Annotated in this window: 20 protein-coding genes and 1 tRNA gene; 17 read left to right on the forward strand and 4 right to left on the reverse strand. The window is 60.9% G+C overall.

The features are described from left to right. Positions 1-88 precede the first annotated feature (88 nt). Genes J5X93_RS23820 through J5X93_RS23830 form a run of 3 tightly spaced genes read left to right on the forward strand, consistent with a single transcriptional unit; the run spans position 89 to position 4,109 of the window. Entirely contained in the window at positions 89-1,360 is a 1,272-nt protein-coding gene (locus J5X93_RS23820) for a YeaH/YhbH family protein (protein ID WP_043210382.1), read from the forward strand. Beyond that, a complete protein-coding gene (locus J5X93_RS23825; RefSeq protein WP_043210380.1) occupies positions 1,357-2,925 on the forward strand; it encodes a SpoVR family protein in 1,569 nt (522 codons plus the stop codon). Before J5X93_RS23820 ends, J5X93_RS23825 begins: the two co-directional genes overlap by 4 nt. A 56-nt stretch (positions 2,926-2,981) precedes the next feature. Then, positions 2,982-4,109, forward strand: a complete 1,128-nt coding sequence (locus J5X93_RS23830) for a multifunctional CCA addition/repair protein (protein ID WP_250034110.1) — start codon at positions 2,982-2,984, stop codon at positions 4,107-4,109. Between the two features lie 85 nt (positions 4,110-4,194). On the opposite strand, the gene folK is transcribed toward J5X93_RS23830, so the two are convergent. Together folK and folB are read right to left on the reverse strand one after the other, a co-directional pair. Then, positions 4,195-4,713 carry a 2-amino-4-hydroxy-6-hydroxymethyldihydropteridine diphosphokinase gene (gene folK, locus J5X93_RS23835; protein WP_250034113.1) on the reverse strand — a complete coding sequence of 173 codons (519 nt, stop codon included), beginning with the start codon at positions 4,711-4,713 and terminating at the stop codon, positions 4,195-4,197. Continuing rightward, positions 4,704-5,060, reverse strand: coding sequence for a dihydroneopterin aldolase (gene folB / locus J5X93_RS23840; protein WP_043210375.1), 357 nt, complete (start codon positions 5,058-5,060; stop codon positions 4,704-4,706). Before folB ends, folK begins: the two co-directional genes overlap by 10 nt. A 74-nt stretch (positions 5,061-5,134) precedes the next feature. On the opposite strand from folB, the gene plsY reads away from it, so the two are divergent. Beyond that, a complete protein-coding gene (gene plsY / locus J5X93_RS23845) occupies positions 5,135-5,704 on the forward strand; it encodes a glycerol-3-phosphate 1-O-acyltransferase PlsY (protein ID WP_043210374.1) in 570 nt (189 codons plus the stop codon). A gap of 23 nt (positions 5,705-5,727) precedes the next feature. Here the strand turns inward: plsY and tsaD are convergent, their stop codons facing one another. After that, entirely contained in the window at positions 5,728-6,753 is a 1,026-nt protein-coding gene (gene tsaD, locus J5X93_RS23850) for a tRNA (adenosine(37)-N6)-threonylcarbamoyltransferase complex transferase subunit TsaD (RefSeq protein ID WP_043210373.1), read from the reverse strand. A 206-nt stretch (positions 6,754-6,959) separates the two neighbouring features. Here tsaD and rpsU point away from each other — a divergent pair, with 206 nt between their 5' ends. The 7 genes from rpsU (at position 6,960) to J5X93_RS23885 (ending at position 17,539) form a co-directional block, all read left to right on the forward strand. Further along, complete coding sequence (gene rpsU, locus J5X93_RS23855) at positions 6,960-7,175, forward strand: 30S ribosomal protein S21 (protein WP_003255575.1); 216 nt, start codon at positions 6,960-6,962, stop codon at positions 7,173-7,175. 285 nt (positions 7,176-7,460) lie between these two features. After that, a complete protein-coding gene (gene dnaG, locus J5X93_RS23860; protein WP_250034116.1) occupies positions 7,461-9,443 on the forward strand; it encodes a DNA primase in 1,983 nt (660 codons plus the stop codon). Between the two features lie 67 nt (positions 9,444-9,510). Continuing rightward, positions 9,511-11,364 (forward strand): RNA polymerase sigma factor RpoD, encoded by a 1,854-nt coding sequence (gene rpoD / locus J5X93_RS23865; RefSeq protein WP_250034119.1) that lies wholly within the window; start codon positions 9,511-9,513, stop codon positions 11,362-11,364. Positions 11,365-11,487: 123 nt separating this feature from the next. After that, entirely contained in the window at positions 11,488-15,231 is a 3,744-nt protein-coding gene (locus tag J5X93_RS23870) for a bifunctional diguanylate cyclase/phosphodiesterase (RefSeq protein ID WP_043210367.1), read from the forward strand. Between the two features lie 15 nt (positions 15,232-15,246). Beyond that, positions 15,247-15,323: transfer RNA gene (locus J5X93_RS23875), tRNA-Ile, on the forward strand. Between the two features lie 106 nt (positions 15,324-15,429). Then, entirely contained in the window at positions 15,430-16,167 is a 738-nt protein-coding gene (locus tag J5X93_RS23880; protein WP_250034121.1) for a WaaZ-like lipopolysaccharide core biosynthesis protein, read from the forward strand. Between the two features lie 70 nt (positions 16,168-16,237). Next, a complete protein-coding gene (locus J5X93_RS23885; protein ID WP_011920678.1) occupies positions 16,238-17,539 on the forward strand; it encodes an ISL3-like element IS1411 family transposase in 1,302 nt (433 codons plus the stop codon). A gap of 104 nt (positions 17,540-17,643) precedes the next feature. Here J5X93_RS23885 and J5X93_RS23890 read toward each other — a convergent pair whose 3' ends face one another. Beyond that, complete coding sequence (locus J5X93_RS23890; protein ID WP_043210363.1) at positions 17,644-18,192, reverse strand: serine acetyltransferase; 549 nt, start codon at positions 18,190-18,192, stop codon at positions 17,644-17,646. Between the two features lie 156 nt (positions 18,193-18,348). Here J5X93_RS23890 and J5X93_RS23895 point away from each other — a divergent pair, with 156 nt between their 5' ends. From J5X93_RS23895 to pqqB, 6 genes are all read left to right on the forward strand, one after another. Further along, positions 18,349-18,810, forward strand: a complete 462-nt coding sequence (locus tag J5X93_RS23895) for an Lrp/AsnC family transcriptional regulator (protein WP_070571947.1) — start codon at positions 18,349-18,351, stop codon at positions 18,808-18,810. Positions 18,811-19,018: 208 nt separating this feature from the next. After that, the gene (locus J5X93_RS23900) at positions 19,019-20,701 is read left to right on the forward strand and encodes a flavin monoamine oxidase family protein (RefSeq protein WP_043210361.1); all 1,683 of its coding nucleotides are present in this window, start codon (positions 19,019-19,021) and stop codon (positions 20,699-20,701) included. 14 nt (positions 20,702-20,715) lie between these two features. Further along, positions 20,716-21,510, forward strand: a complete 795-nt coding sequence (locus J5X93_RS23905; RefSeq protein ID WP_250034124.1) for a carbon-nitrogen hydrolase family protein — start codon at positions 20,716-20,718, stop codon at positions 21,508-21,510. Positions 21,511-21,594: 84 nt separating this feature from the next. Next, complete coding sequence (pqqF, locus tag J5X93_RS23910) at positions 21,595-23,913, forward strand: pyrroloquinoline quinone biosynthesis protein PqqF (protein WP_250034125.1); 2,319 nt, start codon at positions 21,595-21,597, stop codon at positions 23,911-23,913. A gap of 167 nt (positions 23,914-24,080) precedes the next feature. Continuing rightward, positions 24,081-24,152 carry a pyrroloquinoline quinone precursor peptide PqqA gene (pqqA, locus tag J5X93_RS23915; RefSeq protein ID WP_003243383.1) on the forward strand — a complete coding sequence of 24 codons (72 nt, stop codon included), beginning with the start codon at positions 24,081-24,083 and terminating at the stop codon, positions 24,150-24,152. Positions 24,153-24,230: 78 nt separating this feature from the next. Further along, positions 24,231-25,142, forward strand: a complete 912-nt coding sequence (gene pqqB, locus J5X93_RS23920) for a pyrroloquinoline quinone biosynthesis protein PqqB (RefSeq protein ID WP_250034126.1) — start codon at positions 24,231-24,233, stop codon at positions 25,140-25,142. Positions 25,143-25,212 lie beyond the last annotated feature (70 nt).

The raw sequence follows: 25,212 nt of genomic DNA on the forward strand, positions 1-25,212 counted from the left end.
CGACGTCTCGCGCCACAGCTTGCAGCAGCGGTGGCTGCTCATTCTTGCAGCTTGAGGCTTGCAGCTGCATCCAGTCACCGGAGGGACCATGAGCTACGTAATCGACCGACGCCTGAACGGCAAGAACAAGAGCACGGTCAACCGCCAACGCTTCTTGCGGCGGTACCGTGAGCACATCAAGAAAGCCGTCGAAGAGGCCGTGAGCCGCCGCTCCATCATGGACATGGAGCATGGCGAGCAGATCAGCATTCCGGGTCGTGATATCGACGAACCCGTGCTGCACCATGGTCGTGGCGGCAAACAGACCATCATCCACCCCGGCAACAAAGAGTTCACCGCAGGCGAGCATATCCCCCGGCCACAGGGTGGCGGAGGGGGTGGCGGCCGCGGCAAGGCCGGCAATTCCGGGGAGGGCATGGATGATTTCGTGTTCCAGATCACCCAGGAAGAATTCCTCGAATTCATGTTCGAGGACCTGGAACTGCCTAACCTGGTCAAGCGTCACCTGACCGGCGCCGACACCTTCAAGACCGTGCGTGCAGGCATCGCCAACGAAGGTAACCCCTCGCGCATCAACATTGTCCGCACCCTGCGCTCTGCCCACGCCAGGCGTATTGCCCTGACCGGCAGCAGCCGTGCCCTGCTACGCGAGGCCCAGGCTGAGCTCGCCCGCCTCAAGGTCGAGGAGCCGGACAATTTCACCGATATCCAGGCCACCGAGGCCGAGATTGAACGCCTCAAGGCACGCATCAACCGCCTGCCCTTCCTCGACACTTTCGACCTCAAGTACAACCTGCTGGTCAAGCAGCCCAACCCCAGCTCCAAAGCGGTGATGTTCTGCCTGATGGACGTGTCCGGCTCCATGACCCAGGCCACCAAGGACATCGCCAAACGGTTTTTCATCCTGCTGTACCTGTTCCTCAAGCGGAACTACGATCGCATCGAGGTGGTATTCATTCGCCACCACACCAGCGCGCGCGAGGTGGACGAAGAAGAGTTCTTCTACTCCCGTGAAACCGGCGGCACCATTGTTTCCAGCGCACTCAAGCTGATGCAGGAAATCATGGCCGAACGCTACCCGGCCAGCGACTGGAACATCTATGCCGCCCAGGCCTCGGACGGCGACAACTGGAACGACGACTCGCCGATCTGCCGCGACATCCTCTCCAAGCAGATCATGCCGCATGTGCAGTACTACACTTACGTCGAGATCACCCCTCGCGAACACCAGGCGCTCTGGTATGAATACGAGCGCATCGGCGAGGCTTTCCCAGATACCTTCGCCCAGCAGCAGTTGGTATCGGCCGGTGATATCTACCCGGTCTTCCGTGAACTCTTCCAGCGCAGGTTAGCCACATGACCGCCAGAGAGCAGAGACGCCAACCCATCTCCACCGGGTCCGAGTGGACGTTCGAGCTTATCCAGGCCTATGACCGCGAAATCAGCCGCCTGGCCGAGCGCTACGCCTTGGACACCTACCCCAACCAGATCGAGGTGATCACTGCCGAGCAGATGATGGACGCCTATGCCTCCGTCGGCATGCCGCTGGGCTATCACCATTGGTCCTACGGCAAGCAGTTCCTCAGTACGGAGAAGTCCTACAGCCGTGGCCAGATGGGCCTGGCCTACGAGATCGTGATCAACTCCGATCCGTGCATCGCCTATCTGATGGAAGAAAACACCATGTGCATGCAGGCGCTGGTAATCGCCCATGCCTGCTATGGCCACAACAGCTTCTTCAAGGGCAACTACCTGTTCCGCACTTGGACCGACGCCAGCTCCATCATCGACTACTTGGTGTTCGCCAAGCAGTACATCGCCCAATGCGAGGAGCGCCACGGCATCGATGCCGTCGAAGACCTCATCGATTCCTGTCACGCCCTGATGAACTACGGCGTCGACCGTTACAAGCGCCCCTACCCCATTTCTGCCGAGGAAGAGCGTCGGCGGCAGAAAGAGCGCGAGGAGCACCTGCAACGGCAGATCAACGACCTGTGGCGCACCATCCCGAAGGGTTCGGAAAAAGGCAATGAACGCGATGATGTGCGCTTCCCCGCCGAACCGCAGGAAAACATCCTCTATTTCATCGAAAAACACGCGCCGCTGCTCGAGCCCTGGCAGCGCGAAGTGGTGCGTATCGTGCGTAAGATTGCCCAGTACTTCTACCCGCAGCGACAGACCCAAGTCATGAATGAAGGCTGGGCGACGTTCTGGCATTACACCCTGATGAACGACCTCTACGATGAAGGCCTGGTGACCGAAGGCTTCATGATGGAGTTCCTGCAGTCGCACACCAGCGTGGTGTTCCAGCCGGGCTTCGACAGCCCTTACTACAGCGGTATCAACCCTTATGCCCTGGGTTTTGCGATGTACACGGACATCCGTCGCATGTGCGAACACCCTACGGAAGAAGATCGTCGCTGGTTCCCTGACATCGCCGGCAGCGACTGGCTTTCCACCCTCAAGTTCGCCATGAGCAGCTTCAAAGACGAAAGCTTCATCCTGCAATACCTCTCGCCCAAGGTGATCCGAGACCTCAAGCTGTTCAGCATCCTGGATGACGACCAGCGCGACGACCTGTTGGTACCGGCGATCCACGACGAAGCTGGCTACCGGATCATCCGAGAGCAACTGGCCGCCCAGTACAACCTGGGCAATCGCGAACCCAACGTGCAGATCTGGAGCATCGACCGTCGCGGCGACCGCTCCCTGACCCTGCGCCACCAGCAGCACAATCGCAAGCCGCTGGGCGACTCCACCGAGGAAGTGCTCAAGCACCTTCATCGTCTGTGGGGCTTCGATATCCACTTGGAAACCGTGCAAGGCGACCAGGTCATGAAGACCCATCACATGCCTCCCCGGGGCGACCAGAGCGAAGCGGGAGAGTACGGTCGCATGGACCTGGCAGTGGTCCACCACCTCTAGAGCCCCCTTCCGTAGCTGTCGACAGGGTATCCTGTCGGCAGTCACGGAGGTTTTTCATGCAGATCTATAAAGTCGGTGGCGCGGTACGCGATCGCCTGCTCGGGCGCCCGGTCAGCGATATCGACTGGCTGGTAGTCGGCGCTACGGTCGACCAGATGCAGGCCCTGGGCTACCGCCCGGTCGGGGCTGATTTCCCGGTGTTCATTCATCCGCGCACGGGCGAGGAGTACGCCTTGGCGCGTACCGAACGCAAGAGCGGGCGGGGTTATGGTGGGTTTACCTTCCATGCCAGCCCCAATGTAACCCTCGAAGAGGACCTGATCCGCCGGGACCTTACCATCAACGCCATGGCCGAAGACGAACTAGGCAATTTGTACGATCCCTATCATGGCAAGAAGGATCTGGAGCAGCGCTTATTGCGTCATGTTTCCCCGGCTTTCGCCGAAGATCCGCTGCGCGTACTGCGGGTGGCCCGCTTCGCCGCCCGCTATGCGCCGTTGGGGTTTCGGGTTGCCGACGAAACGCTCGAGCTGATGCGCCAGATCAGCGCATCCGGCGAATTGCAGGCGCTTACCGCCGAACGCAGCTGGAAGGAGATAGAGCGCGCGCTGATGGAGGATCAACCCCAGGTATTCATCCAGGTGCTGCGCGACTGCGGCGCCCTGAAGGTCCTGATGCCAGAGGTGGACGCACTGCTGGACAAGCAGCAAAGCCATACCCTGCAAGCACTGGAACAGGCCGCCGGCGAGCAGTTACCGCTCCACGTACGCTGGGCCTGCCTGCTGCATGAACTTACCGACCTGGACCAGGCCAAGGCCCTCAACCGGCGGTTCAAGGCGCCCCGGGAGTCCCAGGAACTGGCCTTGCTGGTCGTGGAATGCCAAACGCTGTGCCATGGTGCTCTGGAACTGAGCGCTGCTGAGCTTATCGAGTTACTGCAGAAGTTCGATGTGTACCGTCGTCCCCAGCGTTTGGAGGACTTCATCGCCGCCTGCCAGGCACAAGCGCGAAGCCGAGGCGAGAACCAGGCCTATCCACAAGCCGACTACCTGCGCGGCGCGGCGGCAGTGGCCAAGGCGGTCGATGTGAAGGGATTGGTGGAGAAAGGCCTGACCGGGCAGGCACTGGGCGAAGCGCTGAAGGAGGCCCGGCTGACGGCGCTCGAGGCCTACAGGCAACGCTGAATGGCTGGCCATGGGAGCGGGCGCAACGATGAGCGCTGGGTTAATACCGCATTCACCGGGTGCCCTCGCTCCCACGCAGATGGCTTCAGATCGGCTGCAGTGGCGTCAGCTGCAACCCGCGCCACTGGAACGGTACCGGCGCCAGCACCTGCTCGATCCGCGCCTCCTGCCACAGCTGAGCCATGCTTTTGCCTTCACCGGGATGCACCAGTTGCGGCGCGATCAGCGACAGCGGCCACAACACGAACGCGTTCTTCAGAATCTCGGCCCGTGGTAGCACCAAGCCATTGAACGTCCCCAACAAGTCGTCATACATCAGCACATCGATGTCCAGCGGCAGGCCTTTGCGCTCAGGCGCATAGCGACCATTGTCCGCCTCGATGAACTTGAGCCGACGGTCCAGCTCCAGCAGCGGCAGGTCGGTCTTGCCGGTCACCACCAGGTTGTAGAAAGGCCCACTCTTGATGCCCACCGCCTGGCTCTCGAACACTGGAGAGCAGTGCATGCCCTGCAGAAAGCTCGCCAGCGCATCGAGCCCGGCGCACAGGTGCACCTCCCGGTCGATATTGCTGCCCAGGCCCAGGTAAACCGTGCTCAAAGACATCCGCGCTCAATCTCCACGCCAACACCACCGCGGGCAGCCGGCACGGCGCCGGGCTTGGTCAGCTTCAGGCGTACCCAAGGGATGTTGAACTCTTCCATCAGCGCCGCAACCAAGCGTTCGGCGAAGGTCTCCACCAGCTCATAGCGCGACTGCTCGGCGAACGCCTGAATACGCGCGCTCACACTGGCGTAGTCCAGGGCAAGGCTCAGGTCGTCGCCTGCTGCCGCCGGGCGGTTGTCCCAGGCGAAACTCAGGTCCAGGCGCAGGCACTGGCGAATATCCCGCTCCCAGTCATAGGCACCGATGACGGTCTCGACTTCCAGGCCTTCGATGAACACTCTGTCCAAGCACTTCTCTCCACAGCACGACAAGGGCGACTGGCGCCGTTAGAATCAAGGCGTCCTCGCCCGGAATAGTTAGCATGTTTTGGTTATTGGCGCTGCTTGCCTACCTGCTCGGCTCTCTGTCCTTCGCCATCGTCCTCAGCCGCCTCAGCGGCAGCCCGGACCCGCGTTCGAGCGGCTCAGGCAACGCCGGCGCGACCAACATGCTACGCCTGGCGGGCCGCAAGCTGGCGATCCTGACCCTGCTCGGCGACCTGTGCAAGGGGCTGTTGCCCGTGCTGCTCGCCCAACTGGCCGGCCTCGGCCTTCAGGAGCAAGCCTGGATCGGCCTATGCGCGGTCATCGGTCATCTGTTCCCGCTTTACTTCTGCTTCAAGGGCGGCAAGGGCGTGGCCACCGCAGCCGGCATGCTCATGGGCCTGTACTTTCCGGCCGCCTTGCTGGCCATCGCCGCCTGGCTGCTGACCTTCTACCTGACCCGCACCAGTTCCCTCGCCGCATTGATTGCCACACCGCTGACACTGCCATTGCTGGCCTGGCGCGAACCTGAGGCACTGCTGCCAATCACCGTGCTTACAGTACTCATCGTCTGGCGCCACCGCAGCAATCTACGCGACCTGTTTGCCGGGCGCGAACGACATTTCTAACGCCTGCCCGGCAACACCCCGCCTCATAAGGCTGACAACTGCTCCATCGGCCAGCGCGCCTGCACGCTGATCGCCAGGTCCTGGCGTTGCCCGGCCAGCAGCCGCTGGCAACCGGCATAGGCGATCATCGCGCCGTTGTCGGTGCAGAACTGGGGACGTGCGTAGTAAACGTTGCCATGGAGACTGGCGAGCATGGTTTCCAGCGAGGCGCGCAAGGCCTTGTTGGCGCTCACACCACCGGCGATGACCAGGCGCTTGAGGCCAGTCTGCTTGAGCGCGCGCTTGCACTTGATGGTCAACGTCTCGACCACCGCCTGCTGGAACGCCAGCGAAAGGTCGCAGCGGGTCTGATCGCTATCATCGCCGGCATCCCGGCATTGCTGCCAAGTATTCAGGGCGAAGGTCTTCAGACCACTGAAGCTGAACTCCAGGCCTGGGCGGTCGGTCATCGGCCGTGGGAACACGAAGCGGCCCGGCACGCCTTTTTCGGCCAGACGGGCGATTTCCGGGCCTCCGGGGTAATTCAGGCCGATCAGCTTGGCCGTCTTGTCGAACGCCTCGCCTGCCGCATCGTCCAGACTTTCGCCCAGCAGCTCGTACTGACCGATGCCATCGACCCGCACCAGCTGGGTATGGCCGCCGGAGACCAACAAAGCGACGAACGGGAACTCTGGTGGGGTCTCTTCCAGCATGGGCGCCAACAGGTGACCTTCCATATGGTGTACGCCGATCGCCGGGATGTCCCAGGCGAACGCCAGCGCCTGGGCGCAGGAAGCGCCGACCAGCAGCGCGCCGACCAGCCCGGGGCCAGCGGTGTAGGCGATCGCATCGATCTCGGTGGCGACACAGCCGGCCTCGGCCAGTACCTGGCGGATCAAGGGCAGCATGCGCTTGACGTGATCACGCGAGGCCAGCTCCGGCACCACGCCGCCATAGACGCGGTGCAGGTCGATTTGACTGAACAGCGCATCGGCCAGCAGGCCACGTTCGCTGTCGTATAATGCGACGCCGGTTTCGTCGCAGGATGTTTCCAATCCCAGTACTAGCATGGGTCCGTGCCTTGTCGAGGCTGAATTCGAAGGCGCGCATGATAGTCCTCGTACCCCATGCCGACCAGCGGTTTTCGATCAGAGGCTTTGCATTCCGGCCAGCTAAGGGTTAACATCCGCAACCCTTGAAAACCGACGTTCTCCAGCACACCTTTTTGTTTTGCCAGGAGCACGTCTACCCCGGTAATGAATGAAGGTAGCCCTGGATGCCAGCCGTCAAAGTTAAAGAGAACGAACCCTTCGACGTAGCTCTGCGTCGTTTCAAGCGCTCCTGCGAAAAAGCCGGTGTACTGGCTGAAGTTCGTAGCCGCGAGTTTTATGAGAAGCCGACTGCCGAGCGCAAGCGCAAAGCTGCTGCCGCTGTAAAGCGTCACGCCAAGAAGGTTCAGCGCGAACAGCGCCGCGCCGTTCGTCTGTACTAATACAGACGTTCTACGCAAAGCTTCTGCCCCGCCCGGCCCTGTGCCGGGTTGATGGCAGCGGTTGTTTCAAACCTCAGACTCACGTCCGAGGCGCCCCTCGCAACAACCCCGGGGCAACCTGCCTGAACACGTCAGAGCTGGTCCTCGACCAGTCGTGCACGTCCTGACTGACGAGCCCTCCGTGGCTGACGAGCACATTTTTTCTCATACTTCCCGCACCGCACTACTCGCCCCTAACCCGCGCGTAGCGATTAGACTTGCCAGCTGCCAGATGACGAGACTGCCATGGCCGGGCTGATTCCCCAAAGCTTCATTGATGACCTGCTCAACCGCACCGATATCGTCGATGTGGTGAGTTCGCGTATCCAACTGAAGAAAACCGGCAAGAATCTCTCCGCCTGCTGCCCGTTCCACAAAGAAAAAACCCCCTCTTTCACCGTCAGCCCAGACAAACAGTTCTATTACTGCTTCGGCTGCGGCGCTGGCGGCAACGCGCTCGGCTTCGTCATGGACCACGACAACCTGGACTTCCCCCAGGCCGTGGAAGAACTGGCACGCGCCGCTGGCATGGAAGTGCCGCGAGAAGAAGGCCGCCGAGGTCAGAAGCCCCGTCAGCCCACCGATTCACCCCTCTACCCGTTGCTCGAGGCCGCTGCCGAGTTCTATCGCCAGGCCCTGCGCGCTCACCCGACCCGCAAGGCAGCGGTGGACTACCTCAAGGGCCGCGGGCTGTCCGGCGAGATCGCCCGCGACTTCGGCCTCGGCTTCGCGCCGCCGGGCTGGGACAACCTGCTCAAACACCTGGGCGCCGATAGCCTGCAACAGAAAGTGATGATCGACGCAGGCCTGCTGATCGAGAACGCCGAGAGCGGCAAGCGCTACGACCGCTTCCGCGACCGGGTGATGTTCCCGATCCGTGACAGCCGGGGGCGGGTCATCGCCTTTGGCGGCCGGGTCCTGGGCGATGACAAGCCCAAGTACCTGAACTCCCCGGAAACCCCGGTCTTTCACAAAGGCCAAGAACTCTACGGCCTGTTCGAAGCGCGAAAGCACAACCGCAACCTCGATGAGATCATCGTGGTCGAGGGCTATATGGACGTCATCGCCCTGGCCCAGCAAGGCCTGCGCAACGCGGTGGCAACCCTCGGCACCGCAACCAGCGAGGAACATCTCAAGCGCCTGTTTCGCGTGGTGCCGAGTGTCCTGTTCTGCTTCGACGGTGACCAGGCTGGTCGCAAGGCTGCCTGGCGCGCCTTGGAGTCCACACTGGCCAGCCTGCAGGATGGGCGCCGGGCGCGCTTTCTGTTCCTGCCCGAGGGCGAAGACCCGGATAGCCTGGTCCGCGCCGAAGGCACCGACGCTTTCATGGCCCGCATCAACCAGCACGCCCAACCGCTGGCGGACTACTTCTTCGAGCAACTGAGCAACGAGGCGGACCCTCGGTCGCTGGAAGGCAAGGCGCACATGGCTACATTGGCTGCACCGCTGATCGAAAAGATTCCGGGCGCCAATTTGCGTCAGCTCATGCGCAATCGCTTGAAGGAAATCACCGGTCTCGATCCTCAGCAGGTCGAGCAGTTGGCACAGCACGCGCCGGCACCCAACGTGCCCGACTACGACCCAGGCTATGACTACGACGCCATGGCCAGCTACGCCCCTGACTACAGCGACGCGCATCAGCCCGACTACGCGCCCGCCCAGCAGGAGCAGCGTCCATGGATCCCGAACAAGGGCGCAAAGAAACCGTGGGATGGCAAGCCCTGGGACAAAAAAGGCGGCAAACCCTGGCAACGCGATGGCCAGCGCGGCGAAGCACCACCGCGTGTCCCCGCCCCGGTCGAGCCGCCGACCCTGTCGGCCCTGCGCACCCTGCTGCATTACCCGTTGTTGGCCGGAAAGGTGGAAGATGCCAGCCATTTTGCCGACGAAGAGCATATCTACAGCCAGCTGTTGGTCGCACTGATCGAGGCCGCGCAGAAGAATCCTAAGCTAAGCTCAATGCAGCTGATCGCACGTTGGCACGGCACCGAACAAGGCCGTCTGCTGCGGGCTCTGGCGGAAAAGGAATGGCTGATCGATGCCGATAACCTTGAACAACAGTTTTTCGACACTATAACTAGCTTGTCCGCCCGCCAACGCGAGCGCAGCCTGGAACATCTGCTCAGGAAAGCACGTCAAAGCGAGTTGAGCACCGAGGAAAAATCGCAGCTCCTCGCACTGCTGAGCCGGAATGTTCCCGCACAAACCCCGACCTCATCTGGCGCGTGAGGTCCATGCTCGGGTATAATCCTCGGCTTGTTTTTTGCCCGCCAAGACCTTCAGTGGATAGGGTGTTATGTCCGGAAAAGCGCAACAGCAATCTCGTATCAAAGAGTTGATCACCCGCGGTCGTGAGCAGGGCTACCTGACTTACGCGGAGGTCAACGACCACCTGCCTGAGGATATTTCAGATCCGGAACAGGTGGAAGACATCATCCGCATGATCAACGACATGGGGATCAACGTATTCGAGAGTGCTCCGGATGCGGATGCCCTGCTGTTGGCGGAAGCCGACACCGACGAAGCCGCAGCCGAAGAAGCCGCCGCAGCGTTGGCGGCAGTCGAAACCGATATCGGCCGCACGACCGACCCGGTGCGCATGTACATGCGCGAAATGGGTACCGTCGAACTGCTGACCCGCGAAGGCGAGATCGAAATCGCCAAGCGTATCGAGGAAGGCATTCGCGAAGTCATGGGCGCCATCGCCCATTTCCCGGGGACTGTCGACTACATCCTCAGCGAATACGATCGTGTCACCACCGAAGGTGGCCGTCTGTCCGATGTCCTCAGCGGTTACATCGACCCTGACGACAACATTGCCGCGCCGACCGAAGAAGTCCCGATCCCGGGCGCCAAGGCCGCAGCTGCCAAGGAAGAAGAGGACGAAGACGAAGAGAGCGAAGAAAACAGCGACGACAGCGAGGACGAGGGCGAAAGCGGCCCGGATCCAGAAGTCGCCCGCCAGCGTTTCGGCGCCGTCGCCGACCAGCTCCAGATCACCGGCAAGATCCTGAAGAAACACGGGCGCAGCGGCAAGGAGAGCATCGAAGCCCTCCAGGCCCTGGCAGACCTGTTCATGCCGATCAAGTTGGTACCCAAGCAGTTCGACGTTCTGGTCGAGCGCGTGCGCAGTGCACTGGATCGCCTGCGCGCCCAGGAACGCGCCATCATGCAGTTGTGCGTACGTGATGCACGCATGCCTCGTGCCGACTTCCTGCGCCTGTTCCCAAGCAACGAGACCGACCAGACCTGGAGCGGTGACCTGTCCAAGCGCAACACCAAGTGGGCTGCCGCCCTGGGTGAGAAAGACGCTGCGATCGTCGCCTGCCAGCAGAAGCTGATCGACCTTGAGAACGAAACCGGCCTGACCGTCGCCGAGATCAAGGAAATCAACCGTCGCATGTCGATCGGCGAGGCCAAGGCCCGTCGCGCCAAGAAAGAAATGGTCGAGGCGAACCTGCGTCTGGTGATCTCCATCGCCAAGAAGTACACCAACCGTGGTCTGCAGTTCCTGGACCTGATCCAGGAAGGCAACATCGGTCTGATGAAGGCGGTGGACAAGTTCGAATACCGTCGCGGCTACAAGTTCTCGACCTATGCCACCTGGTGGATCCGCCAGGCGATCACCCGCTCGATCGCCGACCAGGCACGCACCATCCGTATTCCGGTGCACATGATCGAGACGATCAACAAGCTCAACCGTATTTCCCGCCAGATGCTGCAGGAAATGGGTCGCGAACCGACGCCGGAAGAGCTGGGCGAGCGCATGGAAATGCCTGAGGATAAGATCCGCAAGGTGTTGAAGATCGCCAAGGAACCGATCTCCATGGAAACGCCGATCGGTGACGACGAAGATTCGCATCTGGGCGATTTCATCGAGGACTCGACCATGCAGTCCCCGATCGACGTGGCCACGGTCGAAAGCCTCAAGGAAGCCACGCGTGACGTGCTCTCCGGTCTGACCGCACGCGAAGCCAAAGTGCTGCGCATGCGTTTCGGTATCGACATGAACACGGATCACACCCTCGAAGAGGTAGGCAAGCAGTTCGACGTGACCCGCGAGCGGATCCGTCAGATCGAAGCCAAGGCGCTGCGCAAGCTGCGCCATCCGACGCGAAGCGAGCACCTGCGCTCCTTCCTCGACGAGTGATGACAAACCCCGGCCTAGGCCGGGGTTTTTCTTTTCAGGCACGCGACAAACCCCACTGATCGCCTCTCCCCTCGGCCATTGCCCGTCTACACTCGATTCAGACCACCTGAATGAGAGGCCGCTATGTCCTTTGTGCCGGCCCTTCTGTTGCTGATCCTGCTTGCGTGGAACGCAACGGCCGGCGCCCTGACCCTGACTGATGAAGAAAAAGCCTGGCTCAGCGCTCACCCACACGTGCGCCTGGGCGTCGATGCCTCCTGGCCGCCTTTCGAGTTTCGCGACCAGGAAGGCCGTTACCAGGGATTGGCCGCCGATTACGTTGCCTTGATCCAGGAGCGTCTGGGCATATCGCTCAAACCGATCGAGCCCAGCAATTGGACCGAGGTATTGCAGCAGGCTAGGGAAAAACGCATCGACCTGCTCCCCGGCATCATGTCGACGCCCGAACGCCAGCAATACCTCGCCTTCACCCGCCCCTACCTGGACTTCCCCATCGTCATCCTGGCACACAAGGGCGGCCCACAGCCCCGCACCCTCGAAGACCTGTATGGGCTGAAGGTGGCCGTGGTTGAAAACTACGCCCCCCATGAGCTGCTGCGCACTCACCACCCGGACCTGAACCTGGTGGCACTGCCCAACGTCAGCTCCTCCCTTCAGGCCCTGGCGACAGATGAAGTGGACGCAGTGGTCGGGGACCTCGCCTCGAGCATCTGGGCCCTGCGTCAGCTCAAGCTCGACGGCCTGTACGTTAGCGGTGAGACGCCCTATCGCTATCAACTGGCCATGGCGGCCCAGAAGGACAACAAGATACTGGTCGGCCTTCTCGACAAGGTCATGGCCGACATGACCACGGCAGAAATCAGCCACATCCAGCAACGCTGGGTCGGGAACGTCGTCGACCAGCGGTCGTTCTGGAGTGACATGCTGATCTACGGCCTGCCTGCGGTCTTGCTGCTGCTTGCCGGTCTGGCGGTGGTCATTCGCATCAACCGGCGCCTGAGTTCAGAAATTTCGCGGCGTATCGCCCTCGAACAGGAACTGCGCAGCAGCGAGTACCACTACCGCAGCCTGGTCGAAAGCCTGTCCGCCATCGCCTGGGAAGCCGATGCCAACGACTTCACATACAGTTATGTCTCCCCCCATGCCGAAGACCTGCTCGGCTACCCCTTGAGTGATTGGCTGCGCCCCGGTTTCTGGCGCAGCATCTTGCATCCTGAGGACGCGCTCTGGGCCCAGGCCTATTGCGACAGCGAAACCGCCGCGGGGCGCGACCACAGCCTCGACTATCGAGTGATCCGCGCGGACGGCCACGCCCTCTGGGTACGCAATATCGTCAGCATGATCGAACACGGCCACCGCCCGTTGCTGCGGGGCTTGATGATCGACATCAGCGAAACCAAACGTACGGAAGATGCCCTGCGCCTGTCGGAACAGAAGTTCGCCTCGGTGTTCCAGCAATGCCCGGACATCCTGGTGATTGCTCGCCATAGCGACGGTTGCCTATTGGAAGTCAACGAAGCCTTCGAGGAACAGATCGGCCTGAGCCCAGGCCAGGTGATCGGGCGCACCGCCACCGAACTAGACCTGTGGGCCTTGGCTGGCGCCGGCCCCGCTCTGCTCGAGCGCCTGCAGCAAGGCGGCATCCGCAACTTGGAAATGAGCTTTCGCCGCAGCAACGGCCAGGTGTTCACCGGCCTGACCTCGGCCGAGACGTTCGACCTCGACGGCACCCGGGCCATGGTCGTGGCGGTGCGCGACATCAGCCAACTGAAGGAAACCCAGCGACAACTGCAGACCTCCGAAGAAAAATTCGCCAAGGCCTTCCATGCCTCCCCCGACGGCCTGTTGCTGTCGCGCCAGAGCGACGGCTTGTTGCTCGAAGTGAACGAAGGGTTCTGCCGCCTCACCGGCTATGACATCAATCCAGCCATGGACCAGACCTCCCTGGACCTGGGTATCTGGGTCGATCTCAACGAGCGCAAGCGCCTGATCGAGCAATTGCAGCGCGACGGTTTCGTGCGTGACTTCAGTTGTCATATCCGGCGCAGCGATGGGCAGATCCGCCTGTGTGAACTCTCCGCCAGACCGCTGCCGATCGAAAGCACCGACTGCATGCTGACCATCGCCCGGGACATCACCGAGCGCCATCTGATGCAGGAAAAACTGCAACTGGCCGCCACTGTGTTCGAGAACACCGCCGAAGGGGTACTGATCACCGATCCCGACCAGCGCATCAGTGCCGTCAATCGTGCCTTCAGCGAGATCACCGGCTACAGCGAGATCGAAGCCCTTGGACAAACCCCACGCCTGCTCGCGTCCGGGCAGCACGACAGCGCGTTCTACGCGGCCATGTGGCATCAACTGACTGCCGAAGGCCATTGGCAAGGCGAAATCTACAACAAGCGCAAGAATGGCGAGCTCTACCCCGGCTGGCTGACAATCAGCGCCGTGCGCAACCGCGATCATGAGATCACCCACTTCGTGGCTGTGTTCGCCGATATCTCCAGCCTCAAGCTCGCCCAAGCCAAGCTCGATTACCAGGCCCACCACGACCCGCTGACGGGCCTACCCAACCGTGCGCTGTTCGAAAAGCGCCTGCAGGCCGCCCTTACTTGCCCGCAAGAGGCCAACCGACAGGGTGCGGTGCTGTTTCTGGATCTGGACCGCTTCAAGCACATCAACGACAGCCTCGGCCATCCGGTCGGCGACCTACTGCTCAAAGGCATCGCCCAACGCCTGAGAGAGCAGGTACGCGACTTGGACACCGTGGCGCGGCTAGGTGGCGATGAGTTCATCATCCTCCTGCCCGGCCTGCATCGCCCAAGCGATGCCAGCGCCATCGCCAACAAGCTGCTGACCTGCTTCCATGCCCCGTTCGAGGCCGGTGAACATGAGTTCTTCACCAGCGCCAGCATCGGCATCAGCCTTTATCCACAGGATGGCACCGACGTCGCCAACCTGATTCGCAACGCCGACGCGGCCATGTACCGCTCCAAGGCCAAGGGCCGCAACCGGGTCGAGGCCTATACCCGCGACCTGACCGCCCAGGCCAGCGAGCGCATCGCTCTGGAACACGAACTGCGTCGGGCCATCGAGCGCAACGAAATGAGCTTGTGCTTTCAGCCCAAGTTCAGCCTCAAGACCCAAAACCTGGTTGGCGCAGAGGCCTTGATCCGCTGGCGTCACCCCACCCTAGGCGACGTCCCGCCAGAGCAGTTCATCCACCTGGCCGAAGAGAACGGCACCATTTTGCAGTTGGGCGACTGGGTGCTGGAACAAGCCTGCCGGCAGATGTACAAATGGAAGAGCACCTACGAGCCGTTTGGCCCTTTGTCGATCAACCTCGCCGGCGCCCAGCTGCGCCAGCCCAACCTCGCCAGACGCATAGAACACCTGCTCAAGACTTACCAGCTCAAGGCCGGGGACCTGCAGCTGGAGATCACCGAGAACTTCATCATGAGCCAGGCCGAGGAAGCCTTGGCCATCCTTCATCAGCTCAAGGCGCTCGGCGTGCAACTGGCCATCGACGATTTCGGCACCGGCTATTCGTCCCTGAGCTACCTCAAACGTCTACCCCTGGACATTCTCAAGATCGATCAGTCATTCATTCGCGGCCTGCCCAGCGATCCCCATGACGTCGCCATCACCCGCGCAATCATCGCCCTGGGACGCAGCATGCAGTTGACCATCATTGCCGAAGGTGTCGAGAACCAGGCGCAGCAAAACTTTCTCGCCTGCGAAGGCTGCGAACAGATTCAGGGCTACATCGTCAGCCTGCCCCTGCCTGCGGAGGAATTCGCTGCCACCTTCCTTCGCATAGCACTATCAGATCTTTCAGATGGCACCCACCTCAAACCCTCGTTATAATCCCCGCCACCTCTGGGGCCTATAGCTCAGTTGGTTAGAGCAGAGGACTCATAATCCTTTGGTCCACGGTTCGAGTCCGTGTGGGCCCACCAGATACGACAAAGCCGCGCATTGCGCGGCTTTTTGCTATCTGGGTGATTGGCTGGTGCTCCCAAGATTATGTAACATCGAATGCGCCTACCAGACGGAACTCTATGCATGCTTGCAGTCACCCCCAGCCCTACGTCTTCCCTTCGGGAATTCGGGGCCTGCCGAAATATCGCAGAAGGGGCGGTCATTATCTTGGCATCCGGGGCGTCGGCGAAAAATTTCCCGATCACCGAATTTGCCCATATACCAGTCATTGCGATGAATGGCTCGATCACGCTATTGAGCGAGGCCGGTATACGCCCATTCTTCTACGTATGCTCTGATAAGGGATTCGCGCGCCAACAACCGGAGCTGTTCGCTTTGGCGATGGAGAAGAGCCAACGGGTAGCGATTTGGCAGGATCAATACGAACGCCTTCAACGGCAGCCGAAGGGTGAAGTGTATTTTCTGAAAAAAGCCAGGAATCTCACTTTTCTTCAACGCATGATCGACAATGATCCGGTGCTGATCCGCAACCGCAATAGTCTGAATAAGCGAGTGCGCTCCCTCGGCTTCAGCAAAAATCTCGAACACGGCTATTTCGACGCCCGGACGGTTGCGTACCTTGCGCTGCAGATTGCTTACCACTTGGGGTTCTCGCGTGTGTTTCTCTTAGGCGTCGACTTGCATCAGGCTGTCGCCCGCTTCTATGAAAATGACGACTCGCGTAAATCACCGTGTGGGTTGGATCAACATTTCGAAGGCCGGATTCTGCCCTCCTTCGAGCTCGCCGCACGGCAAGTCGTCAGCGAGCAGTTCCAGGTCTATAACCGGCTCTTCGCATTTAAGGGTGTAGAAAAAATCTGACCGGCTGGAAAAGGAGTCGAGGATCTTAGAAAATGTAAGCTCTCACACCAACAAAAACTAAGCCCCCGACGTGAACAATCTTACCTTTTCTAGCCCTGATCTTTCCAGCTTTTGCCAACTGAATAACCTCGGCCTGACTGCCACTGGACAACATCTTTGTGCAGAGCGCGCCGTCATCGAATGTCGTTTAACCAAAGCACCCGAGCCATGCCCCAAGTGCGGGGCTGCTGGTGTTTCACGCGGTACTGTCGATAGGCATCTTGCTCACACACCTTACGGACAACGACCAACCAGATTGCTGCTGCGTATCCGTCGCTGGCGTTGTGCTTGCGGCTGTTTCTGGCATGAAGATACAAACAGTGCAGCACCTCCACGTTCAAAGCTTTCATATGGGGCGATACGCTGGGCATTAGCTGCCATCGTGCTGGATCATCTGTCGGTATCTCGTGTTGCGAGCCAGCTTGATGTTGCATGGCACACCGCTAATAATGCCATTATCAACGAAGGACGGCGCCTGCTTTTTAATGACTCGACACGTTTTGACGGTGTGACCGTGCTGGGCGTGGATGAGCATGTTTGGCGACATACACGCTGTGGTGACAAGTACGTCACCATCGTGGTTGACCTTACGCCCGTGCGTAACAAAAACGGGCCGGCCCGCTTGCTCGATGTGCTGGAAGGCCGCTCCAAACAAGCCTTTAAGCAATGGCTACAGAGTCGCCCCAAATCGTGGCGTGACCAGATCGAAAGCATTGCCATGGACGGTTTTACGGGGTTTAAATCTGCAGCGCAAGAAGCCCTGCCTCAAGCCCAAACCGTGCTGGATCCTTTCCATGTCGTGCGCTGGGCAAGCAACATGCTGGATGAATGCCGCCGGCGTGTGCAACACGACATCCTGGGCCGCAGAGGGCGTAAAAATGACCCGCTCTACAAAAGCCGTCGAACGCTACTGACTCGGATCAGCTACCTGTCTGACGCCAACAAAAAGCAACTGTTCCAGCTGTTTGCAGATGAGCACCACCTCGAAGTGGATTGCACCTGGAGCATGTACCAACGGGTGGTCAGCGCCTACAACGAGCCGGATCGAAAACGTGGTAAAAAACTCATGGAAGAGGTCATAAATATCATTACAGCCAGCGACTTGCCCAAAGCGCTCATCGAGGTGAAAGGCTTGGGGGAAACGCTGAAAAAATACGCTGAGAGCATCCTTGCCTACTTCGACCGGCCAGGAACCAGCAACGGTCCAACAGAAGCTATCAACGGGCGACTTGAGCACTTACGAGGTACCGCCTTGGGCTTTAGAAATTTAACCAATTACATAGCCAGGTGCTTGCTGAAGTCAGGAGGGTTTAGAAATCAGCTACACCCTTAAATGCGAAGAGCCCTATAACCTTTCGGCCAACTCCAGAATTCCCCATGAAGTCATTCCGAAGATCAGCATCGAGGCGTTCAGATCGATGATCTGACGCCTGAAGCTCATTTCTCGACCAGAACGCCACTGCGCTGCGTGTAATAAATGCTATTGGCAGGCACACTTTTATTGACCAACGACATCGCGCCAATGGTCACGTTGTCGCCGATGGAAAGCGTATCGCCAATGATGCAACTATTGGCACCAATGCTCACATTGTCACCAATTTCCAGTTGGTAACGTTCTAGGCCAAGGGTCTTTATCCCAATGGTGCTGTTCTGGCGAATGAACAAATTCCGACCAATCCGGGCGTAGCCGCTGATGACGATACCCGGCAAATGGGCAATTCGCAGCCCTGGTCCAATGCTAGCGTCCAGACTTATGTCGACAGCGTACTTGAGATTCAAACGCTGATTGAGCCGGCGAGCATAAGCTGCGCGTAGCCCTTTCTTTCGATGAAGGTATTGGGCGAAACGAAACCACAACAAATAGCGCAGCTTATTGTTTCGGCGTGCACGCCTGAGAATATTGAAAAACAAACTGACACGGCGCCCTGGTTTTTTCTTGTTTGACACTTCTGCACGCCAGCACTCGAGCAACTCTTCAAAACTCACTTTCCGCCCCGCTTGACCATTTCCAAGATTACCCCTCTTCCCAACTGCTGGTCAGCATAGCGGCTGCGCTCTTATGATAAAAGGCGGCCCAGGCAGGCACTTTTCCTCCTGCACAGCACTCCCACCCCGCTGAACCGCCTATCAAAGAGATTCGCCATGCCCGACGCTCGCTCCATCACCCTCGACGAAATCGACCGCCAGTTGATTTCCCTGCTGCAGATCAACGCCCGGGAAAGCGTCGCCACCCTCGCTCGGCACTTGGGTATTGCCCGTACTACCGTCAATTCCCGCCTGGAGCGGCTGGAGAAGGGCAAGATCATCACAGGCTACGGTGTGCGTCTGGGCCAGCGGATGCGTGGAGGGGGGTTGCAGGCCTATGTGGGCATCAAGGCGCAGCCGCGTTCGGGAAAGGACATCGTGCGCCGCCTCAGCGCCATGGGCCAGGTTCAGCAGCTGTGCGCGGTCAGTGGCGAATTCGACTACGTGGCCTGGCTGAGCAGCGACTCGCCGGAACAACTGGACCAGCTGCTCGATCAGATCGGCAGTCTCGAAGGGGTCGAGAAAACCACGACTTCCATCATTCTCAGCAGCAAGGTCGACCGGGGCCAACCGGGCTGATCATTCAGCCTCGTAACCAAGGCGAGCTTGCCCCTGGCGATCAGCGCTCGTCACTCTGCATGCCCAAGCCGTCATTAAGACGACAAATTTCACATAACGACGCCACTCTGCACCTTAATTACGAACGTCCCGCTTCATAAAATGGCCTCCAGACATTTTCTATACTCAGGCTCCGCCTTCTGCGTAGCCTCCCTGGCAAGGTCATCACATGAACAAGAAAAACCGCCACCCCGTCGACGGCAAGAAACCTGTCACCATCTTCGGCCCGGACTTTCCCTTCGGCTTTGACGATTGGCTGGAGCACCCGGCTGGCTTGGGCAGCATCCCGGCCGAGCGTCATGGCGAGGAAGTGGCGATCGTCGGTGGCGGCATCGCAGGTCTGGTGGCGGCGTACGAGCTGATGAAGCTGGGCCTCAAGCCGGTGGTGTACGAAGCCTCGAAACTGGGTGGGCGTCTGCGCTCGCAGGCCTTCAACGGCACTGACGGCATCGTCGCCGAACTGGGCGGCATGCGCTTCCCGGTCTCGTCCACGGCGTTCTATCACTATGTCGACAAACTGGGCCTGGAAACCAAACCTTTCCCCAACCCGCTGACCCCAGCCTCCGGCAGCACGGTCATCGACCTGGAAGGCCAGACCTATTACGCCGAGAAGATTTCCGACCTGCCGGCATTGTTCCAGGAAGTGGCCGATGCCTGGGCCGATGCCCTGGAAAGCGGCGCCCAGTTCAGCGAGATCCAGCAAGCCATCCGTGACCGCGATGTACCGCGCCTGAAAGAGCTGTGGAACACCCTGGTTCCGCTGTGGGACGATCGCACCTTCTATGATTTCGTCGCCACCTCGCGCTCCTTCGCCAAGCTCAGCTTCCAGCACCGCGAAGTCTTCGGTCAGGTCGGTTTCGGCACGGGCGGCTGGGACTCGGACTTCCCCAACTCGATGCTGGAAATCTTCCGCGTGGTGATGACCAACTGCGACGATCATCAGCATCTGGTGGTCGGCGGCGTCGAGCAAGTACCTCAGGGCATCTGGCGTCACGTACCCGAGCGTTGCGCCCACTGGCCAGCCGGCACCAGCCTGAGCTCGCTGCATGGCGGCGCGCCACGCGGCGGCGTCAAGCGCATCCACCGAGCGGCCGATGGCAGCCTGGCGGTCACCGATACCTGGGGCGATACCCGCAATTACGCCGCAGTGCTCGCGACCTGCCAGACCTGGCTGCTGACCACCCAGATCGACTGCGAGGAGTCGCTGTTCTCGCAAAAGATGTGGATGGCCCTGGACCGCACCCGCTACATGCAGTCGTCGAAAACCTTCGTCATGGTCGACCGACCGTTCTGGAAGGACAAGGACCCGGAAACCGGGCGCGACCTGATGAGCATGACGCTCACCGACCGCCTGACCCGTGGGACCTACCTGTTCGATAACGGCGACGACAAGCCGGGGGTCATCTGCCTGTCCTACGCGTGGATGAGCGATGCCCTTAAGATGCTGCCGCACCCGACTGAAAAACGTGTGCAGCTGGCCCTCGATGCTCTGAAGAAGATCTACCCGAAAACCGATATTGCGGGGCACATCATCGGCGATCCGATCACCATCTCCTGGGAGGCCGACCCGTACTTCCTCGGCGCCTTCAAAGGCGCGCTGCCAGGGCACTACCGCTACAACCAGCGCATGTACGCGCACTTCATGCAGCAGGACATGCCTGCCGAGCAGCGCGGCATCTTCATTGCTGGCGACGATGTGTCGTGGACCCCAGCCTGGGTGGAAGGCGCGGTGCAGACATCGCTGAATGCGGTGTGGGGTATCATGAACCACTTCGGCGGCAAGACCCATCCTGAAAACCCGGGCCCAGGCGATGTCTTCCATGACCTCGGCCCGATCGCCCTGCCGGACTGACACGAGGACGCACCATGCGCATCGCCCTGTACCAAGGCGCGCCAAGGCCACTGGATGTACCCGGCAACCTCGAGCGCCTGCAACAGCAGGCGCAACTGGCCGCCGCTGGCGGCGCGCAGTTGCTGGTATGTCCGGAGATGTTCCTGACCGGCTACAACATCGGCCTGGGCGCCGTACAGCGCCTGGCTGAGCCCAACGATGGCCCGTCGGCCATGAGCGTGGTCGATATCGCCCAGGCCCATCGCATCGCCATCGCCTATGGCTATCCGGAGCGAGGCGAGGATGGCGCGCTGTACAACAGCGTGCAGTTGATCGACAGCCACGGTCGCAGCCTGTGCAACTACCGCAAGACGCACCTGTTCGGCGAACTGGACCGTTCGATGTTCAGCCCAGGCCCTGATCACTTTCCGGTGGTCGAGCTGGAGGGCTGGAGGCTGGGTATGTTGATCTGCTACGACATCGAGTTCCCGGAAAACGCCCGGCGCCTGGCGCTGGGCGGCGCCGAACTGATCGTGGTGCCGACGGCCAACATGCAGCCGTACGACTTCACTTGCCAGGTCACCGTGCGCTCGCGGGCACAGGAAAACCAGTGCTTCCTCGTCTATGCCAATTATTGCGGGGCCGAGGGTGAGATCCACTACTGCGGCCAAAGCAGCATCATCGGGCCGGACGGCAGCGTTCTGGCGATGGCCGGCCAGGAGGAATGCCAGTTGGTGGCGGACCTTGACCACGCATGCGTGGAGCAAGGGCGCAAGGCATTTCCTTATTTGACCGACCTGCGCTGCGAGCTGCATCTTCGTAACACCTGAAACCTGCGAGGGGCCGGATGCGGCCTGGCACTAAGCAGGCCCACGCCTGCAGCTCAGGGCCGGCCAATGCGTTAGGATTACGCCATGCCTGACGCCACCCGCCACCTCACCCTCTCCAATGGCCTGCAGCTCACCCTGCGCCACGCCCCGCGCCTCAAACGCGCTGCCGCGGCTATCCGGGTGCATGCTGGAAGCCATGACGCTCCAGCCCAATGGCCTGGGCTGGCGCACTTTCTCGAACATTTGTTCTTTCTCGGCACCGAGCGCTTTCCCCTGGCAGATGGCCTGATGCGCTACGTGCAGGGCCTGGGCGGTCAGGTCAATGCCAGTACCCGCGAACGCACCACCGATTTTTTCTTCGAAGTCCCGCCCCACGCGTTGGCAGGTGGCCTTGAGCGACTGTGCCAGATGCTGGCGGAACCTGACCTTAGCATCGAGCGCCAACGCCGTGAGCGGGAAGTGATCCATGCAGAGTTCATCGCCTGGGCGCGCAACCGGCAAGCCCAACGGCATTTCGCCCTGCTGCAGAGCGCAGCCCCTGCACATCCGCTGGGCGGCTTTCACGCTGGCAATCGATACACACTGGCCATACAGGCGCCAGCATTCCAGTTGGCGCTGCGCGACTTCCATCGATGCTATTACCACGGCGGGCAAATGGTGCTCAGCCTGTGCGGGCCCCAGTCGTTGGATGACCTTCAAACGTTGGGCACTCGCTTTGGCCTGTTGCTGGCCTCTGGCGATCCCACCGCGCAAGCCCTGCCGCCGAGGCTCTTGCAGCGTGCGGAGCCGGCCGCTGTCAGAGTCGATGATCGTCTCGACCTGCTGTTTGCCCACGAGCATCTGCCCGAGGGCACCGAAGCCGCCCTGGAGTTGCTGCTCGCCTGTCTGGGCGACAACCGGCCTGGCGGCTGGCTGGCCTATCTGCGCCAGCGCGGCTGGCTGCGCAGCTTCAAGGCCGAGCCCCTTTATGTTCATGCCGGCCAGTTGCTGTGGAGCGCCCAGCTACAGGTAAGCGAAGACGCCTCGCAAGATGAGATCCTGGCCTCGCTCCAAGGCTGGCTGGGCTTTCTGCGCCAGACCGATCACAACGCACTGAACCGCACACATGCCCAGTTGCAGCAACGTCGCGCATACACGGCCAGCGCTCTGGAACTGGCACGCCGGGATAGCACAGGTCTGCCCTTTCGCCACCTTGACGAGCAGGGCCTCGCGGCCTTGCGCACGCTGCTGGACAGCCTGCCGCACCGCGACCATGGCCACTGGCAACTAGCGCCCGCGGACCCCCTTTTGCTGGCAACCCTGCCTCGCCATGCGCGCGTAGCCCTCCCCGCGAGCCTCGCGATCAGCGATGCCTTGCCCGCTTCACGCCGCTTTGCCGCGCTCTACCTGCGCTGGCACGTCAGCTCTCCCTTGGGCCAGCGCTTCCAACCCCTGCTCGAGCATTCGTTACAGCCGCTGGTCGAACGCGCCAAGCGGGCGTCATTGCAGTTGGATTTCACGGCGAGCGGCAATGCCTGGCAATTGCACTGCGCAGGTGCACCACAAGCGGTGATACGCGCACTCGACGAAGCCCTCCCGCTGCTACGCCGACCTGGCGTGGATGACTGGATATCACCATCGGCGTCCAAGCCTGCGTTGGTTCCGATCCGCGCGTTGCTTCAGGCCCTGCCCGATGCGATCCGGCACGACCCGTCTCGACAGCCCGATGACACAGTGCTGGACCAAGCCTCGCTTGACGTGCTCTGGCAAACCGCTCGCTGGCAGGGCTTGGCGGTGGGGTTCGCCGCGGCCGAGCAGTCAGCGCTGGCTGCAGCACTGCAGGGAGTGATGGGCACGCCTGAAACGCGCCATGCCCCTCCATCGCTCATGGGTCGTCGTTGGCATGCGCTACAGACCCCAGGCAGCGAACCGGCGCTGTTGCTGTTCTGCCCACTGCCCGCGCACCAGCAAGCCGCTGGCCGTCTGCTCGCCCACTTGCTGCAAGGCCCGTACTATCAGCGTCTGCGAGTCGAATTGCAGTTGGGCTACGCCGTGTTCAGTACCTTTCGTCAGGTCGAAGGTGTCTGCGGGCTGCTCTTCGGCGTGCAGTCGCCCAAGGCCAGCCATGCACAGATCCTCGACCATATCCTGCATTTGCTCGGGCAGAACCTGCCGCTCGACGTGCAAGCCCGCGAAAACCTCGCCGCTCAATTTGAAGAAAATGCCATGAACAATGGCGATGTCGCGCAATGGGCATGGCAGACACACTTGGCTATAGAAGCCGACGATCTTGCTGCGCTAAGGCGGTCTATCCTGACGACAGAGCAAACGCATCTGGATCGGCTCAGGCAGGCCCTGCTGACAGCCGAGCATGGCTGGGTGTGCCTGGCCAACGCCCCGGCGCCGGATGCCAGTTGGCGCTGAACTCAGCCGGATTGTTACGGAGACTGCAACGGCACTTTTCGAATAATTAACCTTTCGGTACAAATTTTTCTTGTAAGATAGCGCAATCTCAGTCAATGGAACCTCCTCCCCAAGGCGGCGCCAAACAAGTAACTGACCACCCAACCCCATCCGGAAGGAGAACGCCCATGTGGACCAAACCTGCTTACACTGACCTGCGTATCGGCTTCGAAGTGACCATGTACTTCGCCAACCGCTAAGCATCGCTGCGATCAGACGCCTCGGTCCGCCGGGGCGTTTGCGTTTTTTGGCAACGGTTTTTCGGATAGAGAGCAGCCATGTACATCCAGATTCTCGGTTCCGCCGCCGGTGGCGGGTTTCCTCAATGGAACTGCAATTGCGCCAACTGCAAGAGCTACCGCGATGGAACCTTGCGCGCCACCGCGCGTACCCAGTCCTCCATTGCACTGTCGGACGATGGCGAGCACTGGGTCCTGTGCAACGCCTCGCCGGACATCCGTGCCCAGCTCCAGGCCTTCGCGCCAATGCAGCCAGCCCGCGCCCTGCGCGATACCGGTATCGACGCGATCGTCCTGCTCGACAGCCAGATAGACCACACCACCGGCCTGCTCAGCCTGCGCGAAGGCTGCCCGCACCAGGTCTGGTGCACCGAGATGGTCCACCAGGACCTGACCACCGGCTTCCCGCTGTTCACCATGCTCAGCCACTGGAATGGCGGTCTGGTGTGGAACCGCATCGAGCTCGAAGGCAGCTTCGTCATCCCAGCCTGCCCGAACCTACGGTTCACCCCCTTCCCCTTGCGCAGCGCCGCGCCGCCCTATTCGCCCCACCGCTTCGATCCACATCCGGGAGACAACCTCGGCCTGCTGGTGGAAGACACCCGCACCGGCGGCAAGCTGTTCTATGCCCCGGGCCTGGGCCAGGTCGACGACAAATTGCTGCAGATGATGCAGGGCGCCGATTGCCTGCTGGTCGATGGCACCCTGTGGGAGGATGATGAAATGCAACGCCGCGGTGTCGGCACCCGTACCGGCCGCGAGATGGGCCACCTGGCGCAGAACGGTCCGGGTGGCATGCTCGAGGTGCTGGACGGCTTCTCGCGTCAGCGCAAGGTGCTCATCCACATCAACAACACCAACCCGATTCTCGATGAGGACTCACCCGAGCGGGCCGAAGTGCAACGCCGCGGCGTGGAAGTGGCCTACGACGGCATGAGCATCGAGCTGTAACGAAGCTGCTCGGCCCTTGTGGGAACGGGTTCACCCGCTCCCACAGGCGGCGAAGTCAGCCGATAGTGCG

The sequence above is a fragment of the Pseudomonas sp. BYT-1 genome (assembly GCF_023611805.1).
In the GTDB taxonomy this organism is placed as follows: Bacteria; Pseudomonadota; Gammaproteobacteria; order Pseudomonadales; family Pseudomonadaceae; genus Aquipseudomonas; species Aquipseudomonas guariconensis.

Bases quoted from the DNA above. Each gene is read 5' to 3' on its own strand.
- J5X93_RS23825 (WP_043210380.1), top strand. From the start codon at position 1,357: ATGACCGCCAGAGAGCAGAGACGCCAACCCATCTCCACCGGGTCCGAG.
- J5X93_RS23880 (WP_250034121.1), top strand. From the start codon at position 15,430: ATGCTTGCAGTCACCCCCAGCCCTACGTCTTCCCTTCGGGAATTCGGG.
- J5X93_RS23905 (WP_250034124.1), top strand. From the start codon at position 20,716: ATGCGCATCGCCCTGTACCAAGGCGCGCCAAGGCCACTGGATGTACCC.
- J5X93_RS23820 (WP_043210382.1), top strand. From the start codon at position 89: ATGAGCTACGTAATCGACCGACGCCTGAACGGCAAGAACAAGAGCACG.
- pqqB (WP_250034126.1), top strand. From the start codon at position 24,231: ATGTACATCCAGATTCTCGGTTCCGCCGCCGGTGGCGGGTTTCCTCAA.
- rpsU (WP_003255575.1), top strand. From the start codon at position 6,960: ATGCCAGCCGTCAAAGTTAAAGAGAACGAACCCTTCGACGTAGCTCTG.
- rpoD (WP_250034119.1), top strand. From the start codon at position 9,511: ATGTCCGGAAAAGCGCAACAGCAATCTCGTATCAAAGAGTTGATCACC.
- folK (WP_250034113.1), bottom strand. From the start codon at position 4,713: ATGTCTTTGAGCACGGTTTACCTGGGCCTGGGCAGCAATATCGACCGG.
- J5X93_RS23870 (WP_043210367.1), top strand. From the start codon at position 11,488: ATGTCCTTTGTGCCGGCCCTTCTGTTGCTGATCCTGCTTGCGTGGAAC.
- pqqF (WP_250034125.1), top strand. From the start codon at position 21,595: ATGCCTGACGCCACCCGCCACCTCACCCTCTCCAATGGCCTGCAGCTC.
- plsY (WP_043210374.1), top strand. From the start codon at position 5,135: ATGTTTTGGTTATTGGCGCTGCTTGCCTACCTGCTCGGCTCTCTGTCC.
- J5X93_RS23900 (WP_043210361.1), top strand. From the start codon at position 19,019: ATGAACAAGAAAAACCGCCACCCCGTCGACGGCAAGAAACCTGTCACC.
- dnaG (WP_250034116.1), top strand. From the start codon at position 7,461: ATGGCCGGGCTGATTCCCCAAAGCTTCATTGATGACCTGCTCAACCGC.
- J5X93_RS23830 (WP_250034110.1), top strand. From the start codon at position 2,982: ATGCAGATCTATAAAGTCGGTGGCGCGGTACGCGATCGCCTGCTCGGG.
- J5X93_RS23895 (WP_070571947.1), top strand. From the start codon at position 18,349: ATGCCCGACGCTCGCTCCATCACCCTCGACGAAATCGACCGCCAGTTG.
- tsaD (WP_043210373.1), bottom strand. From the start codon at position 6,753: ATGCTAGTACTGGGATTGGAAACATCCTGCGACGAAACCGGCGTCGCA.